The organism is Variovorax sp. PBL-H6 (assembly GCF_901827155.1).
GTDB lineage: Bacteria > Pseudomonadota > Gammaproteobacteria > Burkholderiales > Burkholderiaceae_C > Variovorax.
In genome coordinates this window covers 951,101-976,406 of the sequence record NZ_LR594659.1, presented here as the reverse complement: position 1 = coordinate 976,406, position 25,306 = coordinate 951,101, and the positions used below count along the sequence as shown (strand labels likewise).

The following is a 25,306-nucleotide window of genomic DNA, read 5'->3' as shown; positions in this document are numbered from 1 at the left end:
GACTTACCAGGCCCGCGCGACTTCGGCGAAGCCGGCCGGCGCCTGCCGCTGGTCGTCGAAGCTGACGATCTCGTAGGCGTCCGGCTGGGCCAGCAGCTCGCGCAGCAGCTTGTTGTTGAGCGCATGCCCCGATCGGAACGCGCTATAGGCCGCGAGCAGTTGGCGGCCGATGACGTAGAGGTCGCCCATGGCGTCGAGGATCTTGTGCTTGACGAATTCATCGTCGTAGCGAAGCCCGCCGGCATTGAGCACCTTGGTGTCGTCCATCACGATCGCGTTGTCGAGACCGCCGCCGAGCGCCAGGCCCTTGGAGCGCATGTACTCGACCTCTTTTGTGAAGCCGAAGGTGCGCGCGCGCGCGATGTCGCGGCTGTAGGAGCCCGAGCCCAGGTCGAATTCGAAGCGCTGGCCGCTCGCGTTGACGACGCGGTGATCGAAGTCGATCTCGAAGCTCAGCTTGTAGCCGTGGTAGGGCACGAGGCGCGCCCACTTGAGCTCATGCCCCTCGCCCTCGCGCACCTCGACAGGCCGGGTGACGCGGATGAAGCGGCGCGGCGCGTTCTGCAGCTCGATGCCCGCGCTCTGCAGCAGGAACACGAAGGACGAGGCCGAGCCGTCGAGGATCGGCACTTCGTCGGCCGTGATGTCGATCAGCAGGTTGTCGATGCCCAGCCCCGCGCAGGCCGACATCAGGTGTTCGACGGTCTGCACCTTGGCGCCCTTGGCAGAGACGGTCGATGCCAGCCGTGTATCGGTCACGGCCTCGGCCCGCATCGGGATCTCGACGGGCTCGGGCAGGTCGACGCGGCGGAACACGATGCCGGCATCGACCGGCGCCGGCCGAAGCGTGAGCTCGACCCGCTGGCCGCTGTGCAGCCCCACGCCAACGGCGCGGGTGATGGATTTCAGGGTTCGTTGCTGGAGCACGGCAGCGATTCTAGGAGCGCGAGGCATCCGGCGCGCCGTGCGCCTCGCTATCTCCGCAATAGCCGTCATCGAGCCGTCCGCCGCCGGGCCGCCCCAAGGCGGACGCAGCCCCCTCGGGAGGCAGCGAGGACACGAAGTGCCGAGCGTGGGGGCAACATCAGTCTGCCTGGCGGCGCAGGAAGGCCGGGATCTCGATGTCGTCCATGCCCCCTGTCGACAGCGCATCCACCTTGGCCGCAGCCATGGTGCGGTTGGTGCGCCACACACTGGGCACGGCCATGCCGTCGTAGTTGGGCTGGCCAGGCTGACCCTGCATCGTGCCGCCGAGCGTCGGCACGCCGAACGGGATGTTGTCCGTGCCGGTACGGATCACCTCCAGGGTCGGCGCCTGGCGGCGCGCGTCCTGGCGCGACAGGCCGGTGGCGACCACGGTCACGCGCATCTCGTCGCCCAGGCTCTCGTCGTAGGCGGCGCCGTAGATCACGTGCGCGTCTTCCGCGGCGAAGGCGCGGATGGTGGTCATTGCCAACTTCGATTCGCTCAGCTTGAGCGAGTTCTTCGACGCCGTGACCAGCACCAGCACGCCCTTGGCGCCCGACAGGTCGATGCCCTCGAGCAGCGGGCAGGCCACCGCCTGCTCGGCTGCGATGCGCGCGCGATCGGGGCCGGAGGCCGCGGCCGTGCCCATCATGGCCTTGCCGGGCTCGCCCATGACGGTGCGCACGTCCTCGAAGTCGACGTTCACGCCGCCGTACTCGTTGATGATCTCCGAGATGCCCCCGACGGCGTTCTTCAGCACATCGTTGGCGTGCGCGAAGGCCTCGTCCTGCGTGACGTCCTCGCCCAGCACGTCGAGCAGCTTCTCGTTGAGCACCACGATCAGCGAGTCGACGTTCGCCTCGAGCTCGGTCAGGCCGCTGTCGGCATTGGTCATGCGGCGGCCGCCTTCCCAGTCGAAGGGCTTGGTCACCACGCCGACCGTGAGGATGCCCATCTCCTTGGCCACGCGCGCAATCACCGGCGCCGCGCCGGTGCCGGTGCCGCCGCCCATGCCGGCCGTGATGAACAGCATGTGCGCACCGTTGATGGCGCCGCGGATGTCGTCCACCGCCGCCTCGGCCGCATCGCGCCCTCTCTCGGGCTTGCTGCCCGCGCCCAGTCCGTTGGTACCGAGCTGGATGGTCTTGTGCGCGTTGCTGCGCTGGAGCGCCTGCGCGTCGGTGTTGGCGCAGATGAACTCGACACCCTGCACACGGCGCTCGATCATGTGGGCGACCGCATTGCCGCCGCCGCCGCCCACGCCGATCACCTTGATCTGCGTGCCTTGGTTGAACTCTTCGATTTCGATCATTTCGATGGCCATTTCTGACTCCTTGATATTGCAGTTGCCTTGTTTGTACGAATGGGTTGTTTTGAGGGTCACCGTCTACGCTCCTTTGGCGGTCCGGTGCGCCGCCATCGCTCATTGAAATGCCGTGGGGGGCTGCCCCTTGCGCGCCAAAGTGGTGTGCTGTCCATCGTCAGAAGTTCCCCACGATGAAGTCCTTGAACCGGCCGAACGCGGTTTTCACCGAGCCGTTCTTCTGGGCCACCTTGAAGCCGCGCAGCCGTGCATGGCGTGCCTCCTCGAGCAGGCCCATCACGGTCGCGGCGCGCGGCTGCGCGACCATGTCCGAGAGCGCGCTCGAATACTTCGGAATGCCGCGCCGCACCGGCTTCAGGAAGATGTCTTCGCCGAGCTCGACCATGCCGGGCATCACCGCGCTGCCGCCGGTCAGCACCACGCCGGAGGACAAGACCTCTTCGTAGCCCGACTCGCGCACCACCTGCTGCACCAGCGAGAAGATCTCTTCAACGCGCGGCTCGATCACGCCGGCGAGCGCCTGCTTGCTGAGCATGCGCGGCCCGCGGTCGCCGAGCCCGGGCACCTCGACCTGCGTCTCGGGATCGGCCAGCAGCTGCTTGGCATAGCCGTTCTCGACCTTGATGTCCTCGGCGTCCTTGGTGGGCGTGCGCAGCGCCATCGCGATGTCGCTGGTGATGAGGTCGCCCGCAATCGGGATCACCGCGGTGTGGCGGATCGCGCCGTTGGTGAAGATGGCCACGTCGGTGGTGCCCGCGCCGATGTCCACCAGCACCACGCCGAGCTCGCGCTCGTCCTCGGTCAGCACCGCCAGGCTGGAGGCCAGCGGGTTCAGCATCAGCTGGTCGACCTCCAGGCCGCAGCGGCGCACGCACTTGATGATGTTCTCGGCCGCGCTCTGCGCGCCGGTGACGATGTGGACCTTGGCTTCCAGGCGCATGCCGCTCATGCCGATCGGCTCCTTCACGTCCTGGCCGTCGATGACGAATTCCTGCGGCTCCACCAGCAGCAAACGCTGGTCGCTGGAGATGTTGATCGCACGCGCGGTCTCCACCACGCGCGCCACGTCGGCCTGCGTGACTTCCTTGTCCTTGACCGCCACCATGCCACTCGAATTGATGCCGCGGATGTGGCTGCCCGTGATGCCGGTGTAGACGCGGCTGATCTTGCAGTCGGCCATCAGCTCCGCTTCCTTCAGCGCCTGCTGGATGCTCTGCACCGTGGCGTCGATGTTCACCACGACGCCGCGCTTGAGCCCGTTGCTCGGCGCGATGCCCAGCCCCGCCAGCTTGAGCTCGCCCGTCGGCAGCACCTCGGCCACCACCGCCATCACCTTGGCGGTGCCGATGTCGAGTCCGACAACCAGGTCTTTGTATTCCTTGGACATGAATTCCTCTGTTCTCTATTTCTTCCTGGGGGATGGCGGCTCTGTCGTGACCGTGGTGACGCCGCGCAGCCGGAGCGCATAGCCCTCGTTGTGCCGCAGGTCGGCGCCCTCGATGGAGGCAACGGTGCGCCCGTACTGCCGGGCGACCTGCGTCACCGTGGTCAGGAAACGCTGCGTACGCGCGGCCACTTCCTCGGCGCGACCGCGCCCGAGTTCGAGCACCGCGCCGCTGTCCAGCACCACGCTCCAGCTGCCGCGGCGCGACAGCTTCAATTCCTCGATCACCAGCTCGTGGGGCGCGAACAGCGGTTGCAGCACGCGGTACATGCCCAGCACCTGGCCCGCCTGCTCCGGCGGGCCGTCGAGCCGAGGGAGCAGGTCGTCGACCTCGGCGACATTGGCATCGAAGACTTCGCCGAAGCCGTTGATCAGGCGCGAATCCGCCTCTTCGCCCCAGTGCGCCACCGGCACATGCTCGGTCAGCGTCGCGCGCAGCTTGTTGGGGAACTCGCGCCGCACCACCGCCTTGCGCACCCAGGGCACGGCCTCGAAGGCGGCGCGGGCCTTCGCCAGGTCGACAGTGAAGAAGTTGCCGGCCAGTTGCGGCGCGACATTGGCGCGCAGCGTGACCGCATTGTTGTGCGTGACTTCGCCGTCGACCTTGATCCCGGCGAGCGGAAAGAAGGGCTGGCGCAGCACCCACCACGCACCCGCCGCGAGCAGCACGAGCGCGAACAACGCGTACACCAGCGTCGCGGTCACGTTCATGAGCTTGACGTCGAAGGGCACGGGGATGCTCTCGGCCATCAGATCTCCGCCTTCGAATCGAGCGTGGCGGAAGCCAGCACGCGCAGGCACAAGTCCTCGTAGGAAATGCCCGCCGCGCGCGCCGACATCGGCACCAGCGAATGGCTGGTCATGCCCGGCGAGGTGTTCATTTCCAGCAGGAAGGGCTTGCGGTCGCTGGCGCGGATCATCAGGTCGGCGCGGCCCCAGCCGCGGCAGCCGAGCTGGTGGTAGGCCGCCAGCGAGATCCGACGGATCTCCTGCTCCTCGGTCTCTGGCAGGCCGCTCGGGCAGTGGTATTTCACGTCGTCGGTGAAGTACTTGTTCTGGTAGTCGTAGGCGCCCTCGGGCGCGGCGATGCGCACCACGGGCAGCGCCTGCGCGTCGAGGCCGCTGCCCAGCACGGCGCAGGTGACTTCCTCGCCTTCGATGAACTCCTCGCACAGCACGTCGGAGTCGTAGCGCACGGCGAGGGCGACGGCGTCCTGCATCTGCGAGTAGCCCTGGACCTTGGTCACGCCGATGGAGGAGCCCTCGCGCGGCGGCTTCACGATCAGCGGCAGGCCCAGCACGTCGGGGACCGCCATGATCTGCTTGCGGCTCTGCTGGTCGAAGGCCAGGCGCGCGTAGCGCGGGGTGGGCAGCCCATCGGCCTGCCAGATGCGCTTGGTCATGACCTTGTCCATGGCCACGGCAGAGGCCATGACGCCGGAGCCGGTGTAAGGGATGCCCAGCAGCTCCAGCGCCCCCTGCACCGTGCCGTCCTCGCCATGGCGGCCGTGCAGCACCACGAAGCAGCGCGCGAAAGCCTCGTGCTTGAGTTCGACCAGCTCGCGGTCGGCCGGGTCGAAGGCGTGCGCATCGACGCCGCGCGAGCGAAGTGCCTCGAGCACGCCGGTGCCCGACATGATGGAAATCTCGCGCTCTGCCGAGGTGCCGCCGAACAGCACCGCAACCTTGCCGAAGTCTTGCGGGTTCACAGGGACCTCCCTTCGCGCATGTCCTGCCCGGACGTGCGCTCGGATGTGATGGAGGACGACGCCGCGCCGCCCTGCTCGACCACCCTGGCGGGCACGGCGCCGATGGAGCCCGCGCCCATGCAGATGACGACGTCGCCGTCGCGTGCGTTGTCCAGGATGGCCTGCGGCATGGCGGTGATGTCGTCGACGAACACCGGCTCGACCTTGCCCGCCACGCGCAAGGCGCGCGCCAGCGAGCGGCCGTCGGCGGCCACGATGGGCGGCTCGCCGGCGGCATAGACCTCGCCCAGCAGCACCGCGTCGGCAGCGCCGATGACCTTGACGAAATCCTCGAAGCAGTCGCGCGTGCGGGTGTAGCGGTGCGGCTGGAAGGCCAGCATCAGGCGGCGCCCCGGGAAGGCACCGCGCGCGGCGGCAATGGTGGCCGCCATCTCGACCGGGTGGTGGCCGTAGTCGTCGATCAGCGTGAAGCTGCCCAGGCTCTGCGCGCTGCCGCCCAGTGCGACATCCCCATAGCGCTGGAAACGCCGGCCCACGCCCTTGAAATCGGCCAGGCCGCGCTGCACCGCCTCGTCAGGCACGCCGAGCTCGACCGCGACCGCGATCACCGCCAGCGCGTTGCGCACGTTGTGCTCGCCGGGCAGGTTGAGCACGATGTCCAGGTCGGGCAGCGTGACGCCGTTGCGCCGCTGCGCGGTGAAGTGCATCTGCTGGCCCACTGCGCGCACGTCGATGGCGCGCACCTGGGCGTCGTCGCCGAAGCCGTAGCTGGTGATCGGGCAGGAGACCTCCGTCAAGATCGTGCGCACTGCCGGGTCGTCGGTGCACAGGATCGCCACGCCGTAGAAGGGCATGCGGTGCAGGAAGTCGACGAAGGCCTTCTTGAGCTTCGCGAAGTCGTGTCCGTAGGTCTCCATGTGGTCGGCATCGATGTTCGTCACCACGGCCATGACCGGCAGCAGGTTGAGGAAGGAAGCGTCCGACTCGTCGGCCTCCACCACGATGTAGTCGCCGCTGCCCAGCTGCGCATTGGCGCCCGCGCTGTTGAGCCGGCCGCCGATGACGAAGGTCGGGTCCAGTCCGGCGGCGGCGAGCACGCTGGCCACCAGGCTGGTCGTGGTGGTCTTGCCGTGCGTGCCGGCGATGGCAATGCCCTGCTTGAGGCGCATCAGCTCGGCCAGCATCAGCGCGCGCGGCACCACGGGAATGCGCTTCTCGCGTGCAGCCACCACCTCGGGATTGCCTGCATGCACGGCGGTGGAGGTCACGACCGCATCGGCGCCCGCGATGTGGGCCGCATCGTGGCCCACGAAGGTGCCGATGCCCAGGCCGCCGAGGCGCTTGAGCGTGGCGCTGTCGGCCAGGTCCGAACCCGTGATCTTGTAGCCCAGGTTGAACAGGACCTCGGCGATGCCGCTCATGCCGGAGCCGCCGATGCCGACGAAGTGGATATGTCGGATTGCATGCTTCATGCGCGGCCTTTCGTGCAGCCCGGTTCGTCGGCGTGCTCGCTGGACGCGACGAAGTGGTCGATGTGCCTGATGGCGTGCTTCATTTGGCCAGTTCCTCGCAGGCGCGCACCATCACTTCGACGGCCTCGGTCTTCTGCATCGTCTTGGCCTTCACGGCGCGTTCCATGAGCGCGGGGCGCCCGGTCTTCTGTAGCAAGTCGGCCAGCAATTCGGGTGTCAATTCGGTTTGTTGGACAAGCCAGCCCCCGCCCGCGTCGACCAGGAAGCGGGCGTTGGTGGTCTGGTGGTCGTCCACGGCGGAAGGGAAAGGCACGAACAGGGCAGCCGCGCCGACGGCCGCGATCTCGGTGACGGTGCTGGCGCCGGCGCGCGCGACGATCAGGTCGGCATCGGCATAGGCGCGTGCGGTGTCTTCGATGAAGGGGGTGAGCTCGCCCTCGACGCCGGCAGCGGCGTAGTTGGCGCGCAGCTCGTCGATCTGCTTCGCGCCGCTCTGGTGCGTGACGGTCGGCCGCTGCTCGGGGGCGATGCAGGCCAGGGCCTTGGGCACCACGGCATTGAGCGCCTTCGCGCCGAGGCTGCCGCCCACCACCAGCAGCTTGAGCGGGCCGTTGCGGCTTGCGAAGCGCGCCGCCGGGTCGGGCTGCGAGAGGAAGGCTGCGCGCAACGGGTTGCCGATCCATTGCGCCTTCTTCATCACGTTCGGGAAGGCGGTGAAGACGCGGTCGGCCACGCCGGCCAGGATCTTGTTGGCGAGCCCGGCCACCGAGTTTTGTTCGTGCAGCACGAGCGGCTTGTTGAGCAGCACGCTCATCATGCCGCCAGGAAAGGTGATGTAGCCGCCCAGGCCCAGCACCACGTCGGGCCGCACGCGGCGCACGACGGCGAGGCTTTGCCAGAAGGCGCGAAGCAGGCGCATGGGCAGGAGGGCCAGGGTGATGGGGCCCTTGCCGCGCACGCCGCCGAACTGCACGGGCTCGAAGGCGAAGCCGCGCGGCGGCACCAGCTTCTCTTCCATGCTGCCGGGCGCGCCCAGCCAGTGCACGCGCCAGCCGCGCTCGCGCAGGGCTTCGGCCACGGCCAGGCCGGGGAAGATGTGGCCGCCTGTGCCGCCCGCCATGACCAATGCCGTTCTGCTCATGTGTGGACCCCCACGCTCGGCACTGGCGTGTCCTCGCTGCCCCCCGAGGGGGCGTTCGCTTGCTTGGGGCGGCCCGGCGCGGCGCTCATACCGACCCCCACGCTCGGCACTGGCGTGTCCTCGCTGCCCCCCGAGGGGGCGTTCGCTTGCTTGGGGCGGCCCGGCGCGGCGCTCATACGCGGCCTCCCCGCATCAGCACGCGGTTCTCGTAATCGATGCGCAGGACGATGGCCAGCGCCACCACGTTCATCAGGATCGCCGAGCCGCCGAAGCTCATCAGCGGCAGGGTGAGCCCCTTGGTCGGCAGCGCGCCCAGGTTGACGCCCATGTTGATGAAGGTCTGGAAACCGATCCAGATGCCGACGCCCTGCGCCACCAGGCCCGCGAACACGCGGTCGAGCGCAATGGCCTGGCGGCCGATGTGCATGATGCGGCGGGTCAGCCAGAGAAAGAGGCCGATGGCCAGCAGCACGCCGACGAGGCCGAACTCCTCGCCGATCACCGCCATCAGGAAGTCGGTGTGCGCCTCGGGCAGCCAGTGCAGCTTCTCGACGCTGCCGCCCAGGCCGACGCCGAAGATCTCGCCGCGGCCGATGGCGATCAGCGAATGCGAAAGCTGGTACCCCTTGCCCAGCGCATGCTCTTCGCTCCACGGGTCGAGGTAGGCAAAGATGCGCTCGCGCCGCCACGAGCTGGAGGCCACGATGGTGGAGAAGGCCACCACCACCAGCGCCGCGATCAGGAAGAACATGCGCGCATTGACCCCGCCCAGGAACAGGATGCCCATGGCGATCACGGCGATCACCATGAAGGCGCCCATGTCGGGCTCGGCCATCACCAGCATGCCGACCACCACCACCGCCACGCCCATGGGCAGCACGGCGCGGAAGAAGCGCTCCTTGATCTCCATCTTGCGCACCATGTAGCTGGCGGCGTAGAGGATCATCGCGAGCTTGGCCAGCTCCGAGGGCTGGAAGCGCATGAAACCCATCGGCAGCCAGCGGCGCGCACCGTTGACGTTGATGCCGATGTGCGGGATCAGCACCGCGACCAGCAGCAGCAGCGAGGCCACGAAGAGCCACGGCGCCGCGCGCTCCCAGGTCCGCATCGGCACCTGGAAGGCCAGCAGCGCCGCGACGAAGGCGATCACGATCGAGGCGATGTGCCGCGTGAGGAAGAAGACCGGGCTGTAGCCGGCGCGCGCAAAGCGCGGGTTGTCGGGCAGCGCGATCGAGGCCGAATAGACCATCACCAACCCCCAGGCCAGCAGCGCGACCGTGACCCAGGCCAGCGCCTGGTCGAAGCCCAGCACGCGCACCGGCGCGGCCTTGGTCTGCGTCATGCCGGCGCTGCCCAGGCGCACCGGCAGGTGCATGGGCAGGGCGTCCATGCCGCTCTTGGCACGGCTGAACCAGCCCTCCCAGAAGCGCGGGGCCTTGTTGGGCGTTGCGGCTGCCGTCGAGCTCATAGAACCGCCCCGTTCGGCAAGTCCGCATCGAGGCCCGCCTCGCGCGGCGACTCGGCCCAGTCCTGCACGGCCTCGCAGAACACCGCAGCGCGGTGCGCGTAGTCCTTGAACATGTCGAAGCTGGCGCAAGCCGGCGACAGCAGCACTGCATTGCCGGGATGCGCGCGGCCGGCGGCGGCCTTCACCGCCTCTTCCATCGACGCGGCGTGGAGCAGCGGCACGCCGGTGGAGGCGAGCGCCGCCTCGATCAGCGGCGCGTCGCGGCCGATCAGCACCACCGCGCGTGCGTACTGACGCACCGGCTCGGCCAGCGGCGCGAAGTCCTGGCCCTTGCCGTCGCCTCCGAGGATCACGACAACGCGGCGCTCCTCGCCGAGGCCGCCCAGGGCCGCGACCGTCGCACCGACATTCGTGCCCTTGCTGTCGTCGAAGAACTCGACCTCGTCCACGATGGTGACCGGCTCCACCCGGTGCGGCTCACCGCGGTATTCGCGCAGGCCGTAGAGCATGGGTCCGAGCTGGCAACCGGCCGCAGTGGCGAGCGCGAGTGCGGCCAGCGCATTGAGCGCGTTGTGCCGCCCGCGGATGCGCAGTGCATCGGCCGGGATCAGGCGCTGGATATGGATCTCTTCCTCTTCGACCGCCGCGCCGCGCTTGCGCTTCTGCGTCTCGTCGGCCTCCAGGGCGCGCACCAGCCAGGCCATGCCGTGGACGCGCTCGATGCCGTAGTCGCCTGGGCGCAAGGGCATGCCGGCGCCGAAGGTCACGACCGGGCGGGGCGACTGGCCCCTGGCCAGCTTGACCTGCGGCGGCTTCATCGCCATGACAAGGTCGTCTTCGCGGTTCAGCACCACGATGCTCTTGCTGCCGAAGATGCGCGTCTTGGCGGCGGCATAGGCTGCCATGTCGCCGTGCCAGTCGAGGTGGTCCTGCGTGACGTTGAGCACGGTCGCCGCGGTGGGCTCGAAGTCCTGCACGCCGTCGAGCTGGAAGCTCGAGAGCTCCAGCACCCACACCTCGGGCAGCGTGCCGGCATCGATGTGTGCTGCGAGGGTGTCGAGCAGCGTGGGGCCGATGTTCCCGGCCACCGCCACCGTCTTGCCGGCGCGCGCGACCAGCTGGCCGGTGAGCGCCGTGACGGTGGTCTTGCCGTTGGTGCCTGTCACGGCCAGTACCGCGGGCCCGTAGCCCTTGCGGGCCGGCGGAACGGGCACGGGCACCGGCGTCGGTGCCTCGGCATCGTCGTCGTCTTCGACGGGCTCGGGCTCGGGGCTGGCTTCGGCTTCGGCTTCGGCTTCGGCTTCGGCGGCAAGCTGCGGATCGTTGGCCGCAGCGGTTTCCTCCGCCTGCGGCATCACCGATGATTCCGGCGCACCGTCGGGCTGCAACGCCTCCAGGGCCGCATTCGTTTCCGGCCGGGCCGGCGGCGCTGGCTCTTCTGTGCGCTCTGGCACCCGCAGGTCCGCCAACGCGCGCGCGAACAGGTCCAGTTCGCTCCCCACAGGCAAGCCCACCGCCTTGGCCGCCTCGACGACCACCGCGATCGAGGCCGGCGACAAGCCCGGCGAACGGTAGACCGCGCGCACCGCGGTGCCCTCGATCAGCGCGGCCGACAAGGGCCCGCCGACGAAGACCGCGTCGGGCAGCCCGGCACGCAGCGCTTCGAGCTGCGGCGGCGCCTCGCGGGTGTCGGCCACGGTGACCTTCGCTCCGTGGCGCGCGCACCAGCGCGCCATCGCCAGGCCTGAGGCGCCCAGGCCCAGGATCAGCACGTGTTGGTCTTGAAGATGGCGCATCGAGCTCACCTCAGCTTCAAGGTCGACAGGCCCACCAGGCACAGCAGCATGGTGATGATCCAGAAGCGCACGACAACCTGCGTCTCGCGCCAGCCGCTCTTCTCGAAGTGGTGATGCAGCGGCGCCATCTTGAGCACGCGGCGGCCTTCGCCGAAGCGCTTCTTGGTGTACTTGAAGTAGGCCACCTGCGCCATCACCGAGATCGCCTCGACCACGAAGATGCCGCCCATGACGAAGAAGACGATCTCCTGGCGCACGATGATCGCGATGGTGCCCAGCGCGCCGCCCAGCGCGAGCGCGCCCACGTCACCCATGAAGACCTGCGCCGGATGGGTGTTGAACCAGAGGAAGGCGAGGCCCGCACCGGCCATCGCGGAGCAGAACACCAGCAGTTCGCCCGAACCCGGGATGTGCGGGAACAGCAGGTAGCGCGAATAGACCGCGCTGCCGGTCACGTAGGCGAAGACGCCCAGGGCGGAGCCGACCATCACCACCGGCATGATGGCCAGGCCGTCGAGGCCGTCGGTCAGGTTGACGGCGTTGCTGGCACCCACGATCACCAGGTAGGTCAGGATCACGAAGCCGATGCCGCCGAGCGGGTAGCTCACTTCCTTGAAGAAGGGCACCAGCAGGTTGATCTTGGGCGGGAAGTCGAGGTCGAAACCCGAGCCTACCCAGGCGTAGAACAGCTCGAGCACGCGCCAGTTGGAGCTCTCCGAGATGCTGAAGAGCAGGTAGAAGGCGGCGGTCAGGCCGACTGCCGACTGCCAGAAGTACTTCTCGCGCGAGCGCATGCCCTCGGGGTCCTTGCGCACCACCTTGCGCCAGTCGTCGACCCAGCCGATGGCACCGAAGCCCAGCGTGACCCACAGCACGATCCAGACGAAGCGGTTGGAGAGGTCGAACCACAGCAAGGTCGCGAAGGCGATCGAGAACAGCACCAGCACGCCGCCCATGGTCGGCGTGCCGCTCTTGCTCAGGTGAGTTTCCATGGCATAGCCGCGCACCGGCTGGCCGATCTTGAGCGCGGTCAGGCGGCGGATCACGTACGGCCCCGCGCCCAGGCCGAGCAGCAGCGCGCTCAGCGCCGCCATCAGCGCGCGAAAGGTGAGGTATTGGAAGACGCGCAGGAAACCGAGATCCGGCGAGACCGTCTGCAACCATTGGGCGAGACTCATCAGCATGATGCGAACGTGCGCGGCGCATGAATCACGGCCGGCCCTCCTTGTTGTTGTCTTGTTGTGCTGAAGCGCAGGCGAGGGCCTGGACGACGCGCTCCATCCGCATGAAGCGCGAGCCCTTGACCAGCACGCTGGCGACGCGCGGCAGTTGCGCCAGCACGGCGGCGTTGAGCCTGTCGATGTCGTCGAAGTGGCGCGCCTCGCTGCCACCGCTGCGCGTGTAGGCCGCGGTCGCATGGATCGATGCGTCGCCCATTGCGAACAGCGATTCGATGCCGCGCTCGGCCGCCCAGGCGCCGACCTCGGCATGGAACTGCGGACCACGATCGCCGACCTCGCCCATGTCGCCCAGCACCAGCAGGCGCGGGCCCGGCAGGCCGCCGAGCACGTCGACGGCGGCGCGCACGGAATCGGGGTTGGCGTTGTAGCTGTCGTCGACCACCGTGATCGCCCGGCCGTCCGCCAGCAGTACCTCGCTCGCCCGCGAGCGCCCCTTGACCGGCTCGAAGGCGGCGAGCCCTTCGGCGATCTTTTCGAGCGATACCCCGCAGGCCAGCGCGCAGGCGATGGCCGCCAGTGCGTTCACCACGTTGTGACGCCCGGCGATGCGCAGGGTGGTGGAGATTTCGCCGAGCGGCGTGCGGGCCTCGAACTGCCAGGCGCCATGCTTCCACTCGGCATGGCCGAGCGCGATGTCCGCGTTGGCTTGCTCGCCGAAGCTCAGGCAGCGCCGCGGCGCGCCCTCGTGCGCCATCTCGTTCCACAGCGACGTGAAGGTGTCGCCGTAGGGGAAGACGGCGGTGCCGTTGTCCGGCAGCGCGGCGAACACCGCGCCGTTCTCGCGCGCGACGGCCTCGACCGTGGCCATGAACTCCTGGTGCTCGCGCTGCGCGTTATTGACCAGCGCGATGGTGGGACACGCGATTGCCGACAGCCGGGCGATTTCGCCCGGATGGTTCATGCCCAGCTCGACCACGGCCAGCTGGTGCCGCTCGCGCAGGCGCAGCAGCGTCAGCGGCAGGCCGATCTCGTTGTTGAGGTTGCCGATGGTGGCCAGCGCCCGGTCCACACCGGCAGCCCGCAGGATCGAGGCGATCATCTGCGTGACGGTTGTCTTGCCGTTGCTGCCGGTGACCGCGACCAGCGGCAGATCGAACTGGGCTCGCCAGCCCGCGGCCAGGGCGCCGAGTGCGGCGAGGGTGTCGGGCACTTCCAGCCCGGCCAGCCCGGCCGCCTCAAGCCCGCGATGGGCGATGGCCGCGACCGCGCCGCGCGCACGCGCATCGGCCAGGAAATCGTTGGCGTCGAAGCGCTCACCCTTCAGCGCGACGAACAGGTCGCCTGCCGCGAGAGTACGGGTGTCGGTGTGCACGCGCGAGACGGCCACTTCCGGGTCGCCGACCAGGCGTGCGCCGGGCACCCAGGCGAGCGCCTTGGCGAGCGTCATCATCGGTGCGTCTTCCTGCGGCGCGCTCATCTTGCGCTCCTTGCATGCGTCAACGCATCGATGGCGTGCGCCCGGTCGGAGAACGCGATGCGCTCACCGGCGATTTCCTGCCAGGCTTCGTGGCCGCGGCCGGCGAGCAGCACCACGTCGTCGGGCGCGGCCTGTGCCAAGGTCTGGCGGATCGCCTCGGCGCGGTCGGGCTCGACCTGGGCCGCTTCGGGGCGCGACAGCCCCAGCAGGATCTGGCTGATGATCGCGCCGGGCTTCTCGCTGCGCGGGTTGTCGCTGGTCAGCACGACCCGGTCGGCCTGCTTCTCGGCCACGGCCCCCATCATCGGCCGCTTGACGGTGTCGCGGTCGCCGCCGCAGCCGAACATGCACCAGAGCTGCCCACCGCGCTGGCGCGCCAGCGGCCGCAGGCCGGCCAGCGCCTTGTCGAGCGCGTCGGGCGTGTGGGCGTAGTCCACCACCGCCAGCGGCCGACCCGGAACGCTCACACGCTCCATGCGGCCGGGCACGCTGTCCAGCCGCGCGCAGGCGGCCACGGCCTGGGCGAGCGTGAGGCCGAGCGCGCGCAGGGTGCCGAGCACGCCCAGCAGGTTGGCCACGTTGTACTGGCCGATCAACTGCGTCTCCAGGCGCAGCGGCGCCTCGCCCTGCTCCACCACAGTGAACTGCAGGCCCTGGGCGTCGTGGCCGATGTTCTTCGCCGCGAGCCGGGCCGGCGCGCCGGCGGCCGACACCGTCCAGACCTCGGGCGCACCCTCGCCGCGTTCGACGAGGCTGGCCACGAGGCTGGCGCCGTGAACGTCGTCGATGTTGACCACCGCGGCGCGCAGGCCCGGCCAGCGGAACAGCTCGGCCTTCGCTTGCCAGTACGCGTCCATGCTGCCGTGGTAGTCCAGGTGGTCCTGGGTGAAATTGGTGAACACTGCCACCGCGATGCGCGTGCCGTCGAGCCGGCGTTCGGCGATGCCGATCGAGGAGGCCTCGACGGCGCAGGCACCGAAACCGCGATCCGCAAAGGCGAGCAGCTCGCGCTGCAGCATCACCGGGTCGGGCGTGGTGAGGCCGGTGTAGGTGAGATCCGGGGGCACGCCGATGCCGAGCGTGCCCATCACGGCGCAGGGCCGCGTGGCGTCGTGCGCGGCAAGCGCCTGCGCCAGCCACCACGCGGTCGAGGTCTTGCCGTTGGTGCCGGTGACGGCCAGCAGGTCCAGGCGCGATGACGGGTCGCCGTGGAAGGCGGCAGCGATCGGCCCGGTGGCCGCCTTCAGGCCGGCATAGCGCGCAATGCGCTCGTCGCCCTCGTCGAAGCCGAAGGACTCGACGCCGTCTGCCTCCACCAGGCAGGCCACCGCGCCCTGGCCAAGCGCGGCCGCGACGTGGCGGCGACCGTCGGTGGCAGCGCCCGGCCAGGCGACGAAGCCGTCGCCCGCGCGCAGCGGGCGGCTGTCGCCATGCAGCGCGCCGCCCACGCGGGACTTCAACCAGCCCGCGGCATCGAGAGGACTGTGGAGCGCCAGCATCAGAAGCTCTCCTCCACGCCGTTGGTCACGACCAGCGGTTTGACTGCGAGATCCGGCGGTACGTTCATCATGCGCAGCGTCTGCTGCACGACCTCGCTGAACACGGGTGCCGCCACCAGGCCGCCGAAGTACTGGCCGGCGCTCGGCTCGTCGATCATCACCGCCACGATGATGCGCGGCTTCTCGATGGGCGCCATGCCGGTGAACCAGGCACGGTACTTGTTGCTCGCGTAGCCCTTGCCGACCTGCTTGTGCGCAGTGCCCGACTTGCCTCCCACCGAGTAGCCGATGGTCTGCGCGCGCTGGCCGGTGCCGCCCGGGCCGGCCGCCATCTGCAGCATCTTGCGCACGGCCAGCGCGTTCTGCGCCGAAAACACCTGCACGCCTACCGCCGGATCGGGGCTCTTGAGAATGCTCGCGGGAATGATGGCGCCGTCGTGCGCGAAGGCGGTGTACGAATGCGCCATCTGGAAGAGCGAGGCCGAGAGGCCGTAGCCATAGGCCATGGTGGCCTGCTCGACCGGCTTCCAGCTCTTCCAAGGGCGCAGGCGACCGGTCACGGCGCCGGGGAACCGGAGCTGCGGCTTCTGCCCGTAGCCGAGCGCGGTGTAGGTGTCCCACATCTCGTGCGGGGTCATCTTCTGCGCGATCTTGAGCGCGCCCACGTTGCTGGACTTCTGGATCACGCCCTCGACCGTCAGCAGGCCGTAATTGTGGGTGTCGCTGATGGTGAAGCCGCCAATGCTGTAGCGGCCCGGGGAGGTATCGACCGGCGTCTGCGGCTTGATGCGCCCTGCCTCCAGCGCCATCGCGATCGTGATGGGCTTCATGGTCGAGCCTGGCTCGAAGGTGTCGGTGAGCGCGCGGTTGCGCAACTGCTCGCCGGTGAGGCTCTGCCGCTTGTCGGGCACGTAGCTCGGGTAGTTGGCCATTGCCAGCACTTCGCCGGTGATGGCGTCCAGCACCACCACGCTGCCCGCCTTGGCCTTGTTGGCCGTGACCGCGTCGCGCAGCTTCTGATAGGCGAAAAACTGCACCTTGCTGTCGACCGAGAGCTGGATGTCCTTGCCGTCGAGCGGAGGGACCTGCTCGCCGATGCCTTCGACCACGCGGCCGAGCCGGTCCTTGATCACGCGCCTGGAGCCTGGGCGTCCGGCCAGTTCCTTGTTGAAGGCCAGCTCGATGCCTTCCTGGCCGTTGTCCTCCACGTTGGTGAAGCCCACCACGTGCGCGGCGGCTTCGCCCTCCGGGTACTGGCGCTTGTATTCCTTGCGCTGGTACAGGCCCTTGATGTTGAGGGCAGCGATCTGCTTGGCGATCGGCTCGTCGACCTGGCGCTGGATCCAGACGAAGGTCTTGTCCTCGTCCTCCAGCTTCTTGTCGAAGTCCTTCTGCGCCATGCCGAGCAGCTTCGCGACCTGGCGCAGCTTGGCCTTGACGTCCGGGTCTTCGCGCTCGATGTCCTCGGGAATGGCCCAGATGCTGGGCGCCACCACGCTGGAGGCGAGAAGCAGCCCGTTGCGATCCAGGATGCGGCCGCGATTGGCTGGCAGCTCCAGCGTGCGGGCGAAGCGCACCTCGCCCTGGCGCTGAAAGAACGCGTTGCCGACCACCTGCACATAGGCCGCACGGCCGGCGAGCACCAGGAAGCCGAAGGCGATGGTGGCGACGATGAACTTGCTGCGCCAGACTGGCGTCTTGCTCGCCAGCAGCGGGCTGGTGGTGTATTGGACGCTGCGGCTGCGACGGCTCATTGCGCGCTCCTGCGGGCTGGCGCGGCGGCGGCTCCGGGGCGCACTGATGGCGCCGCAGTCGGGGTCGCGGGCGCCGCGACCGCCGGAATCACCGTGCCGTCGGCGCGCACGTACTGCGTGATGGCCGGCGTGGTGGTGCGCATCTTCAGCTGTTCCTTGGCCAGCCGTTCGACCCGCAACGGCGTGGCCTGGGCACGCTTCTCCACCTCCAGCCGGTCGCGTTCGAGCTCCAGCCGGCGCGCTTCGTTTTGCACCCGGTGCAGCTCGGTGAACAGCTGGCGCGACTGGTATTGCGTATGCACCAGGTAGATCGCAGAGGCGATGACCGCGGTGAGCAGGAGGAGGTTCAAGCGCACCATATCAGCGCCCGCCCGGCCGCCCGAAGGGCGATGAGCGCCCCCTCGGGGGGCCGCAATACACGAAGTGATGAGCGTGGGGGCCAAACATTTTTCACGGCTCCCCGGTGCGTTCGGCCACCCGCAGGATGGCACTGCGGGCCCGGGGATTCGCGTCCACCTCGGCCTGCGTGGGCCTGATGCGGCCAAGTGCGCGCATCTTCATCGCGCGCGGCGCGGCAAAGGGCGCGCGGCGATCGTAGACCTCGCGCGAATGCCTGGCGATGAACTGCTTCACGATGCGGTCTTCCAGCGAGTGGAAGCTGATCACCGCAAGCCGGCCCTGGGGGTGCAGCACGGAAAGACTCGCCTCTAACGCCTGTTGCAGCTCTTCAAGCTCGGCATTGATGAAAATCCGAAGAGCCTGAAATGTGCGCGTTGCAGGGTTCTGGCCCGGCTCGCGGGTTTTGACCGTGCCAGCCACGAGCTCGGCCAGCTCGGCGGTGGTTGAAATTGGGCCCCGTTCTTGTCGGCGAGCTGCAATCGCCTTTGCAATCTGAACAGCAAACCGTTCTTCGCCATAGTCACGAATTACCTCCGCCATCTGCTGCACTTCGGCCGTTGCCAGCCATTCGGCCACGCTCTGCCCGCGCGTGGTGTCCATGCGCATGTCGAGCGGGCCGTCGAAACGAAAAGAAAAACCCCGAACGGGGTTGTCGATCTGGGGGGAGCTCACGCCGAGGTCCATCAGCACGCCAGCGACGCTGCGCGGCGGCAGCTCCCCCAGGTGGTCGAAGCTCTGGTGCCTGATGGAAAAACGCGCATCCTCGATGCGCGCTGCCTCGGCCACCGCTTCCGCGTCCTTGTCGAACGCGATCAAGTGACCGGCCTCTGACAGTCTTTCGAGGATTGCCCGGGAATGGCCGCCTCGCCCAAAGGTGGCATCCACGTAGGTGCCAGAGCCGGGCGCGGTGCCGGGAAGGAGTGCCTCCACTGCCTCCTTCAACAACACGGTCGTATGGCTCCATGGCGCTTGCACTGCCGGCCTCAAAAAGAGAAATCCTGGAACACATCGGGCATCTCTCCCTGGGTGGCCTCGGCCTCCTTCGCGTCGTAGGTGGCCTTGTCCCAGAGCTCGAAGTGGTTGCCCATGCCGAGCAGCAGCGCGTCGCGCGTGATGCCGGCCGCCGCGCGCAGCTCGGGGGAGATCAACACGCGGCCCGTGCCGTCCATGTCCACGTCCATCGCATTGCCGAGGAAAACCCGCTTCCACCACTGTGCCGACATCGGGAGCTCCGCGATGCGATCGCGGAATTTCTCCCACTCAGGACGCGGGAACACCATGAGGCAGCCGTGGGGGTGCTTGGTGATCGTGAGCTGGCTTCCTGCCGTCGCGCTCAGGACGTCACGATGCCGGGTCGGCACGGAAAGCCGCCCCTTGGCATCGAGATTGAGCGATGAAGCCCCTTGAAACACGACCGCGAACCCCTGTCTTGGAAAGGCACCGTGCACCTCGGCGAGGCACGAACGGACACTTTTTCCCACTTAACTGCACTTTTTTCCACTGTAGCAGGAAACACCTACCCTGCAACGAGGGGTCGCGGCTATTTTTTGTAATGGAATCAACAACTTAGCAGTGTTTTCGAAGGCTCGAAAACACCGAATTCCCGTTGCAGGCTAAGTACTTAGCTCACGCAATGAATGTGTTGCGCGAACCGTATGAGTGCAGAAGCCGGATCAGAGGATGAACCGGGACAGGTCTTCGTCCTGACTCAGCGCCGACAGACGTGCGTCCACGTAGGCGGCATCGATAAGCACCGCCTGGCCTTCCAGCTTGGCGGCGTCGAAGCTCACCTCGTCGAGCAGGCGCTCCATGACAGTCGACAGGCGGCGGGCGCCGATGTTCTCGGTGCGCTCGTTGACCTCGTAGGCGATGCTGGCAAGCCGGGTGATGCCGTCCGCCGTGAACTCCAGCGTCACACCCTCGGTCGCCAGCAGCGCCTGGTACTGCTTGACCAGCGAGGCGCGGGTCTGGGTCAGGATGCTTTCGAAATCTGCCACCGAGAGCGATTGCAACTCGACGCGAATCGGAAAGCGGCCTTGCAGTTCGGGAATCAGGTCGCTGGGCTTGCTCAGGTGGAAGGCGCCGCTGGCGATGAAGAGGATATGGTCGGTGCGCACCACCCCGTACTTGGTACTGACCGCGGTACCCTCCACCAGCGGCAGCAGGTCGCGCTGGACGCCCTGGCGCGACACGTCGGCGCCCTGTGCTTCGCTGCGGGTGGCAACCTTGTCGATCTCGTCGATGAAGACGATGCCGTTCTGCTCGGCGTTGTGAATCGCCTGGGTGCGGATCTCTTCCTCGTTGACCAGCTTGGCCGCCTCCTCGTCGATCAGCAGACGCATCGCCTCGCCGATCTTGAGCTTGCGCGTCTTTCGCCGGCCCTGCGTCAGCTGGCCGAACATGCCGCGCAGTTGCTCGGTCATGTCCTCCATGCCGGCCGGGCCCATGATCTCGAGCGGGGCCCGTTGCTCGGCCAGCTCGATGTCGATTTCCTTGTCGTCGAGCTGATGCTCGCGCAGCTTCTTGCGGAAGGCCTGGCGGGTGGCGTTGCTGCTCTCGGCATTCGAGCCGTCCGCGGTACGGGCCGGGGGCAGCAGCACGTCGAGGATGCGCTCCTCGGCGCCATCCTCGGCGCGCATGCGCACCTTGGCGCTCTCACTCTCGCGGGTCTGCTTGACGGCCATCTCGGCCAGGTCGCGCACGATCGAGTCGACGTCCTTGCCCACGTAGCCCACCTCGGTGAACTTGGTGGCCTCGACCTTGATGAAGGGCGCATCGGCCAGGCGCGCAAGCCGGCGCGCGATCTCGGTCTTGCCCACGCCGGTGGGGCCGATCATGAGGATGTTCTTGGGCGTGATCTCGCTGCGCAGCTTCTCGTCGACCTGCTGGCGGCGCCAGCGGTTGCGCAGCGCAATGGCGACGGCGCGCTTGGCATCGGGTTGCCCGACGATGTGATTGTCGAGCTCGGAGACGATTTCCTGTGGGGTCATGGGCATGGGGTCACTCGCTGGGCTCACAGGGTCTCGATGGTGTGGTGCATGTTGGTGTAGATGCAGAGTTCGCCCGCAATCTCGAGCGACTTCTTCACGATGTCGGCTGCGCTCAGCTCGGTGTGGTCGAGCAGCGCCTTGGCCGCGGCCTGGGCATAGGCGCCGCCGGAGCCGATCGCGATGATGCCGTTCTCGGGCTCCAGCACGTCGCCGTTGCCGGTGATGATCAGTGAACTATGGGCGTCGGCGACGGCCAGCATCGCCTCCAGGCGGCGCAGCACGCGGTCGGTGCGCCAGTCCTTGGTCAGCTCGATGGCAGCACGCGCCAACTGCCCCTGGTGCTTCTCGAGCTTGCCCTCGAAGCGTTCGAAGAGGGTGAAGGCATCGGCGGTCGCGCCGGCGAAACCGGCGAGTACCTTGCCCTGGTAGAGCCGGCGCACCTTGCGCGCGCTGCCCTTGATGACGATGTTGCCCAGCGTGACCTGGCCATCACCACCGATCGCGACCTGGTCGCCGTTCGGGGTCTTGCGGCGCACGCTGATGATCGTGGTTCCGTGAAATTGTTCCATCGAGGAAATATGGCGATAGCCTGCACGAATGCAAGCCGGGATGGGGATTGGGTGGGAAACAGAATACCGTGTTGTGGCGACCTCTTTGGCGCAGAGGCCAACACCCGGCGCATGGCGCCCGTGAGCTCGGGTCTCAGTTCGCCCTGATGGCGACGTCGGCGTGGTCCGCGATCCCGATCACGCCAAAGAAGGCGGCGATCAGGCGATGGGCATCGACAAAGGCGACCCGCTCGCCGCGCGCGTCGCGGGCAGTGACCCAGTTCAGCAGCGAACCGCCCGCCACGAAGTCCAGGCGCACCAGCCCCGAGCAGGAAATGGACAAGCCCTGCGCACCGGCCAGTTCCCGGTCGAGCCGCTCCCAGGTCGAGAGCGATTCGCCATCGAGCTCTCCTGCCAGCGAGCCGTGGCCGGCCGCGGCGTGCGTCGGCGTGGCGTCGGCCCCGATCAGTTCGTCGTCGTGCCCCGAGATCGAGAATCCCGATGACACGGAGGGGCTCGTATCGGACGACACGGGGGACCGCGTCGTCGACGACGACACCTCGAGCTCACCAAAATCGCCCTTCGGGTCTTCCCAAGGCGGGGGCGACACTTCGTAGGTAATGCAGTAGTTGAGCGCCAGCAGTTCGAACTCGTCGGGGCGGTGCATGACACGCAATGCGGCCATGTGCAGCTGCCACCAGATGGCGTCGACACGGCGTTCGTTGACCGGCGTGGCCCCGGTGAGCGCGATCTGCAGCCGGTCGGCGCCAGCAAAGCGCAACTGCACGGCCGAGTCGGCCCAATGGTTGAAGAGCGCACGCAGCGGACCGGCGGCATCGGGCTCGATGGCGTCGAGCACGCTCCAATCCAGCTTCCAGGTGGGGCCCGCCGCGCCGAGCGCGCGCGTCAGGCCGAGCAGGTCTTCGCGCCTGAGCACCGCGGGGCTGGCCCAGTCGGCGCCGCCTGCGGGCGCCGGCGGCGGGGCGCTCAAGGCCGATGCCGCCGAGACCTGGGCATGGCGCGCCACAGCAGGCAGCGAGATCCATACGGGCGGATTCCGCCGGGTGCGCTGCGTGTAGCGCACAGCCGCTGCCGCGAACTTCTCGGCATCGCCGACAGCGCGATAGAAGTCGAACAGCGCTCGCCAGGTGTCGTCGTGATCGGCACTCGACGCTTCGGGCGCCAGCGCCTGCAGAAGAATGGCTTCCGCGCCGGCGTCGTCTCCATGGGCGAAGCGGATCGCGGCCTCTTCGATGCAGCCGTCGGAAACCGAGGGCGCGGCGGCCGTGCCGGAGGCGCCCTGCTGCTGCGATACCCCAGGCACGGTGTCGGCATAGGCGCGCGCGTGCTGGGCCGCCATGTCGCCGCTTGCCTTGTTCTCCCCGGGGCCCTGTTCTCCGCCCGGGCCGCGGTTCTTCCACCATTGCTGCGACATCTGCTCTTCGATCTCGGCGATCTTCTTGAGCGTGAGAGCACGGCCTTCGGTCTTGCCGGTGGTGCTGCTGATGTTGAAGGAGGACGGCGTGCCCCCCGGATCGCGGCCGCCGGCCGCCTCGCGCTGGCGCAATTTGCGCAGCATGTCGAACTCGCGGCGACGCACGAAGTCATTGCGCTGCCGCCGCTCAATCATTTCCTTGAGCATCTCGCGGCTGTAGCCGTTCTCGAGCTGCGAGGACTCCTCGGCATCGAGCTCGGACCAATCCTTGAGCGGATTGCGAACGAACTTCGCCACCTTGGACAGCAGCCGGCCGGTGTCTTCCTTCGCCATGCGCAACGACTCCCTTCGATGCTGCGGCGACTCAGTCGCCGAACATCTTCTGCTTGAGCTCCCGGCGCTGCTGCGCCTCGAGCGACAGCGTGGCGGTGGGGCGGGCCAGCAGGCGGCCGACGCCGATCGGCTCGCCCGTCTCGTCGCAGTAGCCGTAGTCGCCGGCGTCGATGCGCTGGATCGACTGCTCGATCTTCTTCAGCAGCTTGCGCTCACGGTCACGCGTACGCAGTTCGAGCGCGTGTTCTTCCTCGATGGTGGCACGGTCGGCCGGGTCGGGCACCACGACGGTGTCCTCCCGCAGGTGCTCGGTGGTCTCACCGGCGTTCTCGAGAATCCCGCGCTTGAGCTCTTGCAGCTTGAGCCGGAAGAAGGCCATCTGCTTTTCGTTCATGTACTCCGAGTCCGGCATGGCAATCACCTCGGCGTCGGTGAGCTCCTCGACCGGCTTCGTCTTCCAGTTGTTGGCCAGCTTGGGATCTTTCTTGATGGCGACGGGCGGGGGCGGCACCAGCGCGGTCTTCAAGTCCTGGACGAAGCTGGACTTGGCCGCTGTGGAGGCCACCGATTGCGGCATCGAGGGCACGGTCAGCTGCGACAGCCGCGAGACGCGCCCACCGCGAGCGGGTGCCGGTGCGTTGGAGGAAGAAGTGTCGGTGGGAGTGGTCGGAGTGGTCATAGCAGGTGTCGCTGCGGCAGGGGCCGCAGCCGCCTTTTTAACGGGAATCGATGAAGCTGGTGCGGCGGCTCGTGGGCCGGCCGCCAGGGTTGATGAGGAAGCACCTGCACCCGCAGCCTTGGCCTTGCTCGTGGCAGAAGGCTTCGGCGGCGCGACAGGCCCGACGGTCTTGGGCGCGGAAACCTGCTTCGCGGCGGGCACAGCCTGCTTTGCAACCTCCGTCTTCTTGACGGCCGGCTTGGACACGGGCTCTGCCTGGGCGACTGGTTTCTTCACGGTGACTGGCTCCTTCGACGAACTGGTACGCGCTTTCAAAGGGATCTACTTCCATGGGAACCACTGCTGCCCGAGGGCTTCGCGGGACCCCGCCTTGTCAGGGGCTCGCCAGCGGCGAACCCAGGGGTTATACCCCCGAAAGCAGGCCGAAAACGTGTGCCGCCCTATGCCAAAAGTCACACATCGTCCCGGGAAGGACGATGCCTGACCTCCGGAACAGGCGCGCGATTGTATAGAAGGTCAGCCGACGACGGTCAGACCAGACACTGCTCCAGTCCCTGTTCCAGGATCTCGCGCGGCAGGTCGATGCCGATGAACACCATGCGGCTGTTGCGCTTCTCATCCGGCCCCCAGGCCGGGCCGAGGTCGCTGCCCATCAGCTGGTGCACGCCCTGGAAGATCACCTTGCGCTCGGTGCCCTGCATGTCCAGCACGCCCTTGTAGCGCAGCATGCGCGGGCCGTAGATGTTGACGATCGCGCCCAGGAAGTCCTCCAGCCGGGCCGGGTCGAAGGGCCGGTCGGCGCGGAAGACGAAGCTCTTCACGTCGTCATCGTGGTGATGGTGGTGGCCGTGGCCCTCTTGCTCGTGCGAGGGGTGGTCGCAATGCTCGCCGTGCGCGTGATCGTGGTGGTCGTGCTCGTCTTCCTCCTTCAGGAAGTCCGGGTCGATGTCCAGCTTGGCGTTGAGGTTGAAGCCGCGCAGGTCGAACACGTCCGAAAGCGGTACCTCGCCGAAATGCACCTTCTGCTGCGGGGCACGCGGGTTCATGTGCTTGAGGCGGTGGATCAGCGCATCGGTCTCCTCGCCCGCCACCAGGTCGGTCTTGCTGATGAAGATCTGGTCGGCAAAGCCCACCTGGCGGCGTGCTTCCTGGCGGTCGTTGAGCTGCTGCGGCGCATGCTTGGCGTCCACCAGCGTGAGGATCGAGTCGAGCAGATAGCTTTCGGCGATCTCGTCGTCCATGAAGAAGGTCTGCGCCACGGGGCCCGGGTCGGCCAGGCCGGTGGTCTCGATCACCACGCGGTCGAAGTCGAGCAGCCCCTTGCGCTTCTTGGCGGCCAGCAGCTGCAGGGCTTCGCGCAGGTCCTCGCGAATGGTGCAGCAGATGCAGCCGTTGTTCATCTGCACGATCTGCTCCTTGGACTCGGTGACCAGGATGTCGTTGTCGATGTTCTCCTCGCCGAACTCGTTCTCGATCACGGCGATCTTCTGCCCGTGCGCCTCGGTCAGGATGCGCTTGAGCAGCGTGGTCTTGCCGGAGCCGAGAAAGCCGGTGAGGATGGTGGCGGGGATCAGGGCCATGGGTGCTCCGGGAATGGGGGACGAGGGGGAAGGCGGGAAGTTTAGCCACGCGCCCCAAGCCGCGCTCCGACAGGGGCTAAGGGGCCACGCGCCGCTGATTCTTCGCAAGGG

At 68.0% G+C, this 25,306-nt stretch carries 21 protein-coding genes; all 21 read right to left on the bottom strand.

The window, feature by feature from the left end:
- Positions 1–3 precede the first annotated feature (3 nt).
- Entirely contained in the window at positions 4–927 is a 924-nt protein-coding gene (gene lpxC, locus G3W89_RS04730) for a UDP-3-O-acyl-N-acetylglucosamine deacetylase (protein WP_174258233.1), read from the bottom strand.
- A 157-nt stretch (positions 928–1,084) separates the two neighbouring features.
- The gene (ftsZ, locus tag G3W89_RS04725; protein ID WP_162573011.1) at positions 1,085–2,290 is read right to left on the bottom strand and encodes a cell division protein FtsZ; all 1,206 of its coding nucleotides are present in this window, start codon (positions 2,288–2,290) and stop codon (positions 1,085–1,087) included.
- Between the two features lie 157 nt (positions 2,291–2,447).
- Positions 2,448–3,677 carry a cell division protein FtsA gene (ftsA, locus tag G3W89_RS04720; RefSeq protein WP_162573010.1) on the bottom strand — a complete coding sequence of 410 codons (1,230 nt, stop codon included), beginning with the start codon at positions 3,675–3,677 and terminating at the stop codon, positions 2,448–2,450.
- 15 nt (positions 3,678–3,692) lie between these two features.
- Positions 3,693–4,484, bottom strand: coding sequence for a cell division protein FtsQ/DivIB (locus G3W89_RS04715; protein ID WP_162573009.1), 792 nt, complete (start codon positions 4,482–4,484; stop codon positions 3,693–3,695).
- Positions 4,484–5,443 (bottom strand): D-alanine--D-alanine ligase, encoded by a 960-nt coding sequence (locus G3W89_RS04710; RefSeq protein ID WP_162573008.1) that lies wholly within the window; start codon positions 5,441–5,443, stop codon positions 4,484–4,486. The genes G3W89_RS04715 and G3W89_RS04710 overlap by 1 nt, the downstream gene beginning before the upstream one ends.
- Positions 5,440–6,915 (bottom strand): UDP-N-acetylmuramate--L-alanine ligase, encoded by a 1,476-nt coding sequence (murC, locus tag G3W89_RS04705; RefSeq protein ID WP_162573007.1) that lies wholly within the window; start codon positions 6,913–6,915, stop codon positions 5,440–5,442. Before murC ends, G3W89_RS04710 begins: the two co-directional genes overlap by 4 nt.
- A gap of 79 nt (positions 6,916–6,994) precedes the next feature.
- A complete protein-coding gene (gene murG / locus G3W89_RS04700) occupies positions 6,995–8,056 on the bottom strand; it encodes an undecaprenyldiphospho-muramoylpentapeptide beta-N-acetylglucosaminyltransferase (protein WP_162573006.1) in 1,062 nt (353 codons plus the stop codon).
- Positions 8,057–8,228: 172 nt separating this feature from the next.
- Complete coding sequence (gene ftsW / locus G3W89_RS04695; RefSeq protein WP_162573005.1) at positions 8,229–9,524, bottom strand: putative lipid II flippase FtsW; 1,296 nt, start codon at positions 9,522–9,524, stop codon at positions 8,229–8,231.
- Positions 9,521–11,320 carry a UDP-N-acetylmuramoyl-L-alanine--D-glutamate ligase gene (gene murD / locus G3W89_RS04690; RefSeq protein WP_162573004.1) on the bottom strand — a complete coding sequence of 600 codons (1,800 nt, stop codon included), beginning with the start codon at positions 11,318–11,320 and terminating at the stop codon, positions 9,521–9,523. The genes ftsW and murD overlap by 4 nt, the downstream gene beginning before the upstream one ends.
- A gap of 5 nt (positions 11,321–11,325) precedes the next feature.
- Complete coding sequence (mraY, locus tag G3W89_RS04685; protein ID WP_162573003.1) at positions 11,326–12,504, bottom strand: phospho-N-acetylmuramoyl-pentapeptide-transferase; 1,179 nt, start codon at positions 12,502–12,504, stop codon at positions 11,326–11,328.
- 25 nt (positions 12,505–12,529) lie between these two features.
- Positions 12,530–13,978: a UDP-N-acetylmuramoyl-tripeptide--D-alanyl-D-alanine ligase gene (locus tag G3W89_RS04680; RefSeq protein ID WP_162573002.1), complete on the bottom strand. Its 1,449-nt coding sequence runs from the start codon at positions 13,976–13,978 to the stop codon at positions 12,530–12,532.
- Positions 13,975–15,477: a UDP-N-acetylmuramoyl-L-alanyl-D-glutamate--2,6-diaminopimelate ligase gene (locus G3W89_RS04675; protein ID WP_162573001.1), complete on the bottom strand. Its 1,503-nt coding sequence runs from the start codon at positions 15,475–15,477 to the stop codon at positions 13,975–13,977. The genes G3W89_RS04680 and G3W89_RS04675 overlap by 4 nt, the downstream gene beginning before the upstream one ends.
- Positions 15,477–17,231, bottom strand: coding sequence for a peptidoglycan D,D-transpeptidase FtsI family protein (locus tag G3W89_RS04670; protein WP_162573000.1), 1,755 nt, complete (start codon positions 17,229–17,231; stop codon positions 15,477–15,479). The genes G3W89_RS04675 and G3W89_RS04670 overlap by 1 nt, the downstream gene beginning before the upstream one ends.
- Complete coding sequence (gene ftsL / locus G3W89_RS04665) at positions 17,228–17,590, bottom strand: cell division protein FtsL (RefSeq protein WP_162572999.1); 363 nt, start codon at positions 17,588–17,590, stop codon at positions 17,228–17,230. The genes G3W89_RS04670 and ftsL overlap by 4 nt, the downstream gene beginning before the upstream one ends.
- Positions 17,591–17,681: 91 nt before the next feature.
- A complete protein-coding gene (gene rsmH / locus G3W89_RS04660) occupies positions 17,682–18,605 on the bottom strand; it encodes a 16S rRNA (cytosine(1402)-N(4))-methyltransferase RsmH (protein ID WP_162572998.1) in 924 nt (307 codons plus the stop codon).
- A gap of 8 nt (positions 18,606–18,613) precedes the next feature.
- Positions 18,614–19,042 (bottom strand): division/cell wall cluster transcriptional repressor MraZ, encoded by a 429-nt coding sequence (mraZ, locus tag G3W89_RS04655; protein WP_162572997.1) that lies wholly within the window; start codon positions 19,040–19,042, stop codon positions 18,614–18,616.
- A gap of 261 nt (positions 19,043–19,303) precedes the next feature.
- On the bottom strand, positions 19,304–20,626 hold the full coding sequence (gene hslU, locus G3W89_RS04650) for an ATP-dependent protease ATPase subunit HslU (protein ID WP_162572996.1): 1,323 nt from the start codon (positions 20,624–20,626) through the stop codon (positions 19,304–19,306).
- Between the two features lie 17 nt (positions 20,627–20,643).
- Positions 20,644–21,189, bottom strand: a complete 546-nt coding sequence (gene hslV, locus G3W89_RS04645; protein ID WP_162572995.1) for an ATP-dependent protease subunit HslV — start codon at positions 21,187–21,189, stop codon at positions 20,644–20,646.
- A gap of 133 nt (positions 21,190–21,322) precedes the next feature.
- Positions 21,323–22,936 carry an STAS domain-containing protein gene (locus tag G3W89_RS04640; RefSeq protein ID WP_162572994.1) on the bottom strand — a complete coding sequence of 538 codons (1,614 nt, stop codon included), beginning with the start codon at positions 22,934–22,936 and terminating at the stop codon, positions 21,323–21,325.
- 31 nt (positions 22,937–22,967) lie between these two features.
- Complete coding sequence (gene dksA, locus G3W89_RS04635) at positions 22,968–23,702, bottom strand: RNA polymerase-binding protein DksA (RefSeq protein ID WP_443083194.1); 735 nt, start codon at positions 23,700–23,702, stop codon at positions 22,968–22,970.
- A gap of 443 nt (positions 23,703–24,145) precedes the next feature.
- Positions 24,146–25,195: a CobW family GTP-binding protein gene (locus G3W89_RS04630; protein WP_162572992.1), complete on the bottom strand. Its 1,050-nt coding sequence runs from the start codon at positions 25,193–25,195 to the stop codon at positions 24,146–24,148.
- Positions 25,196–25,306: the final 111 nt, after the last annotated feature.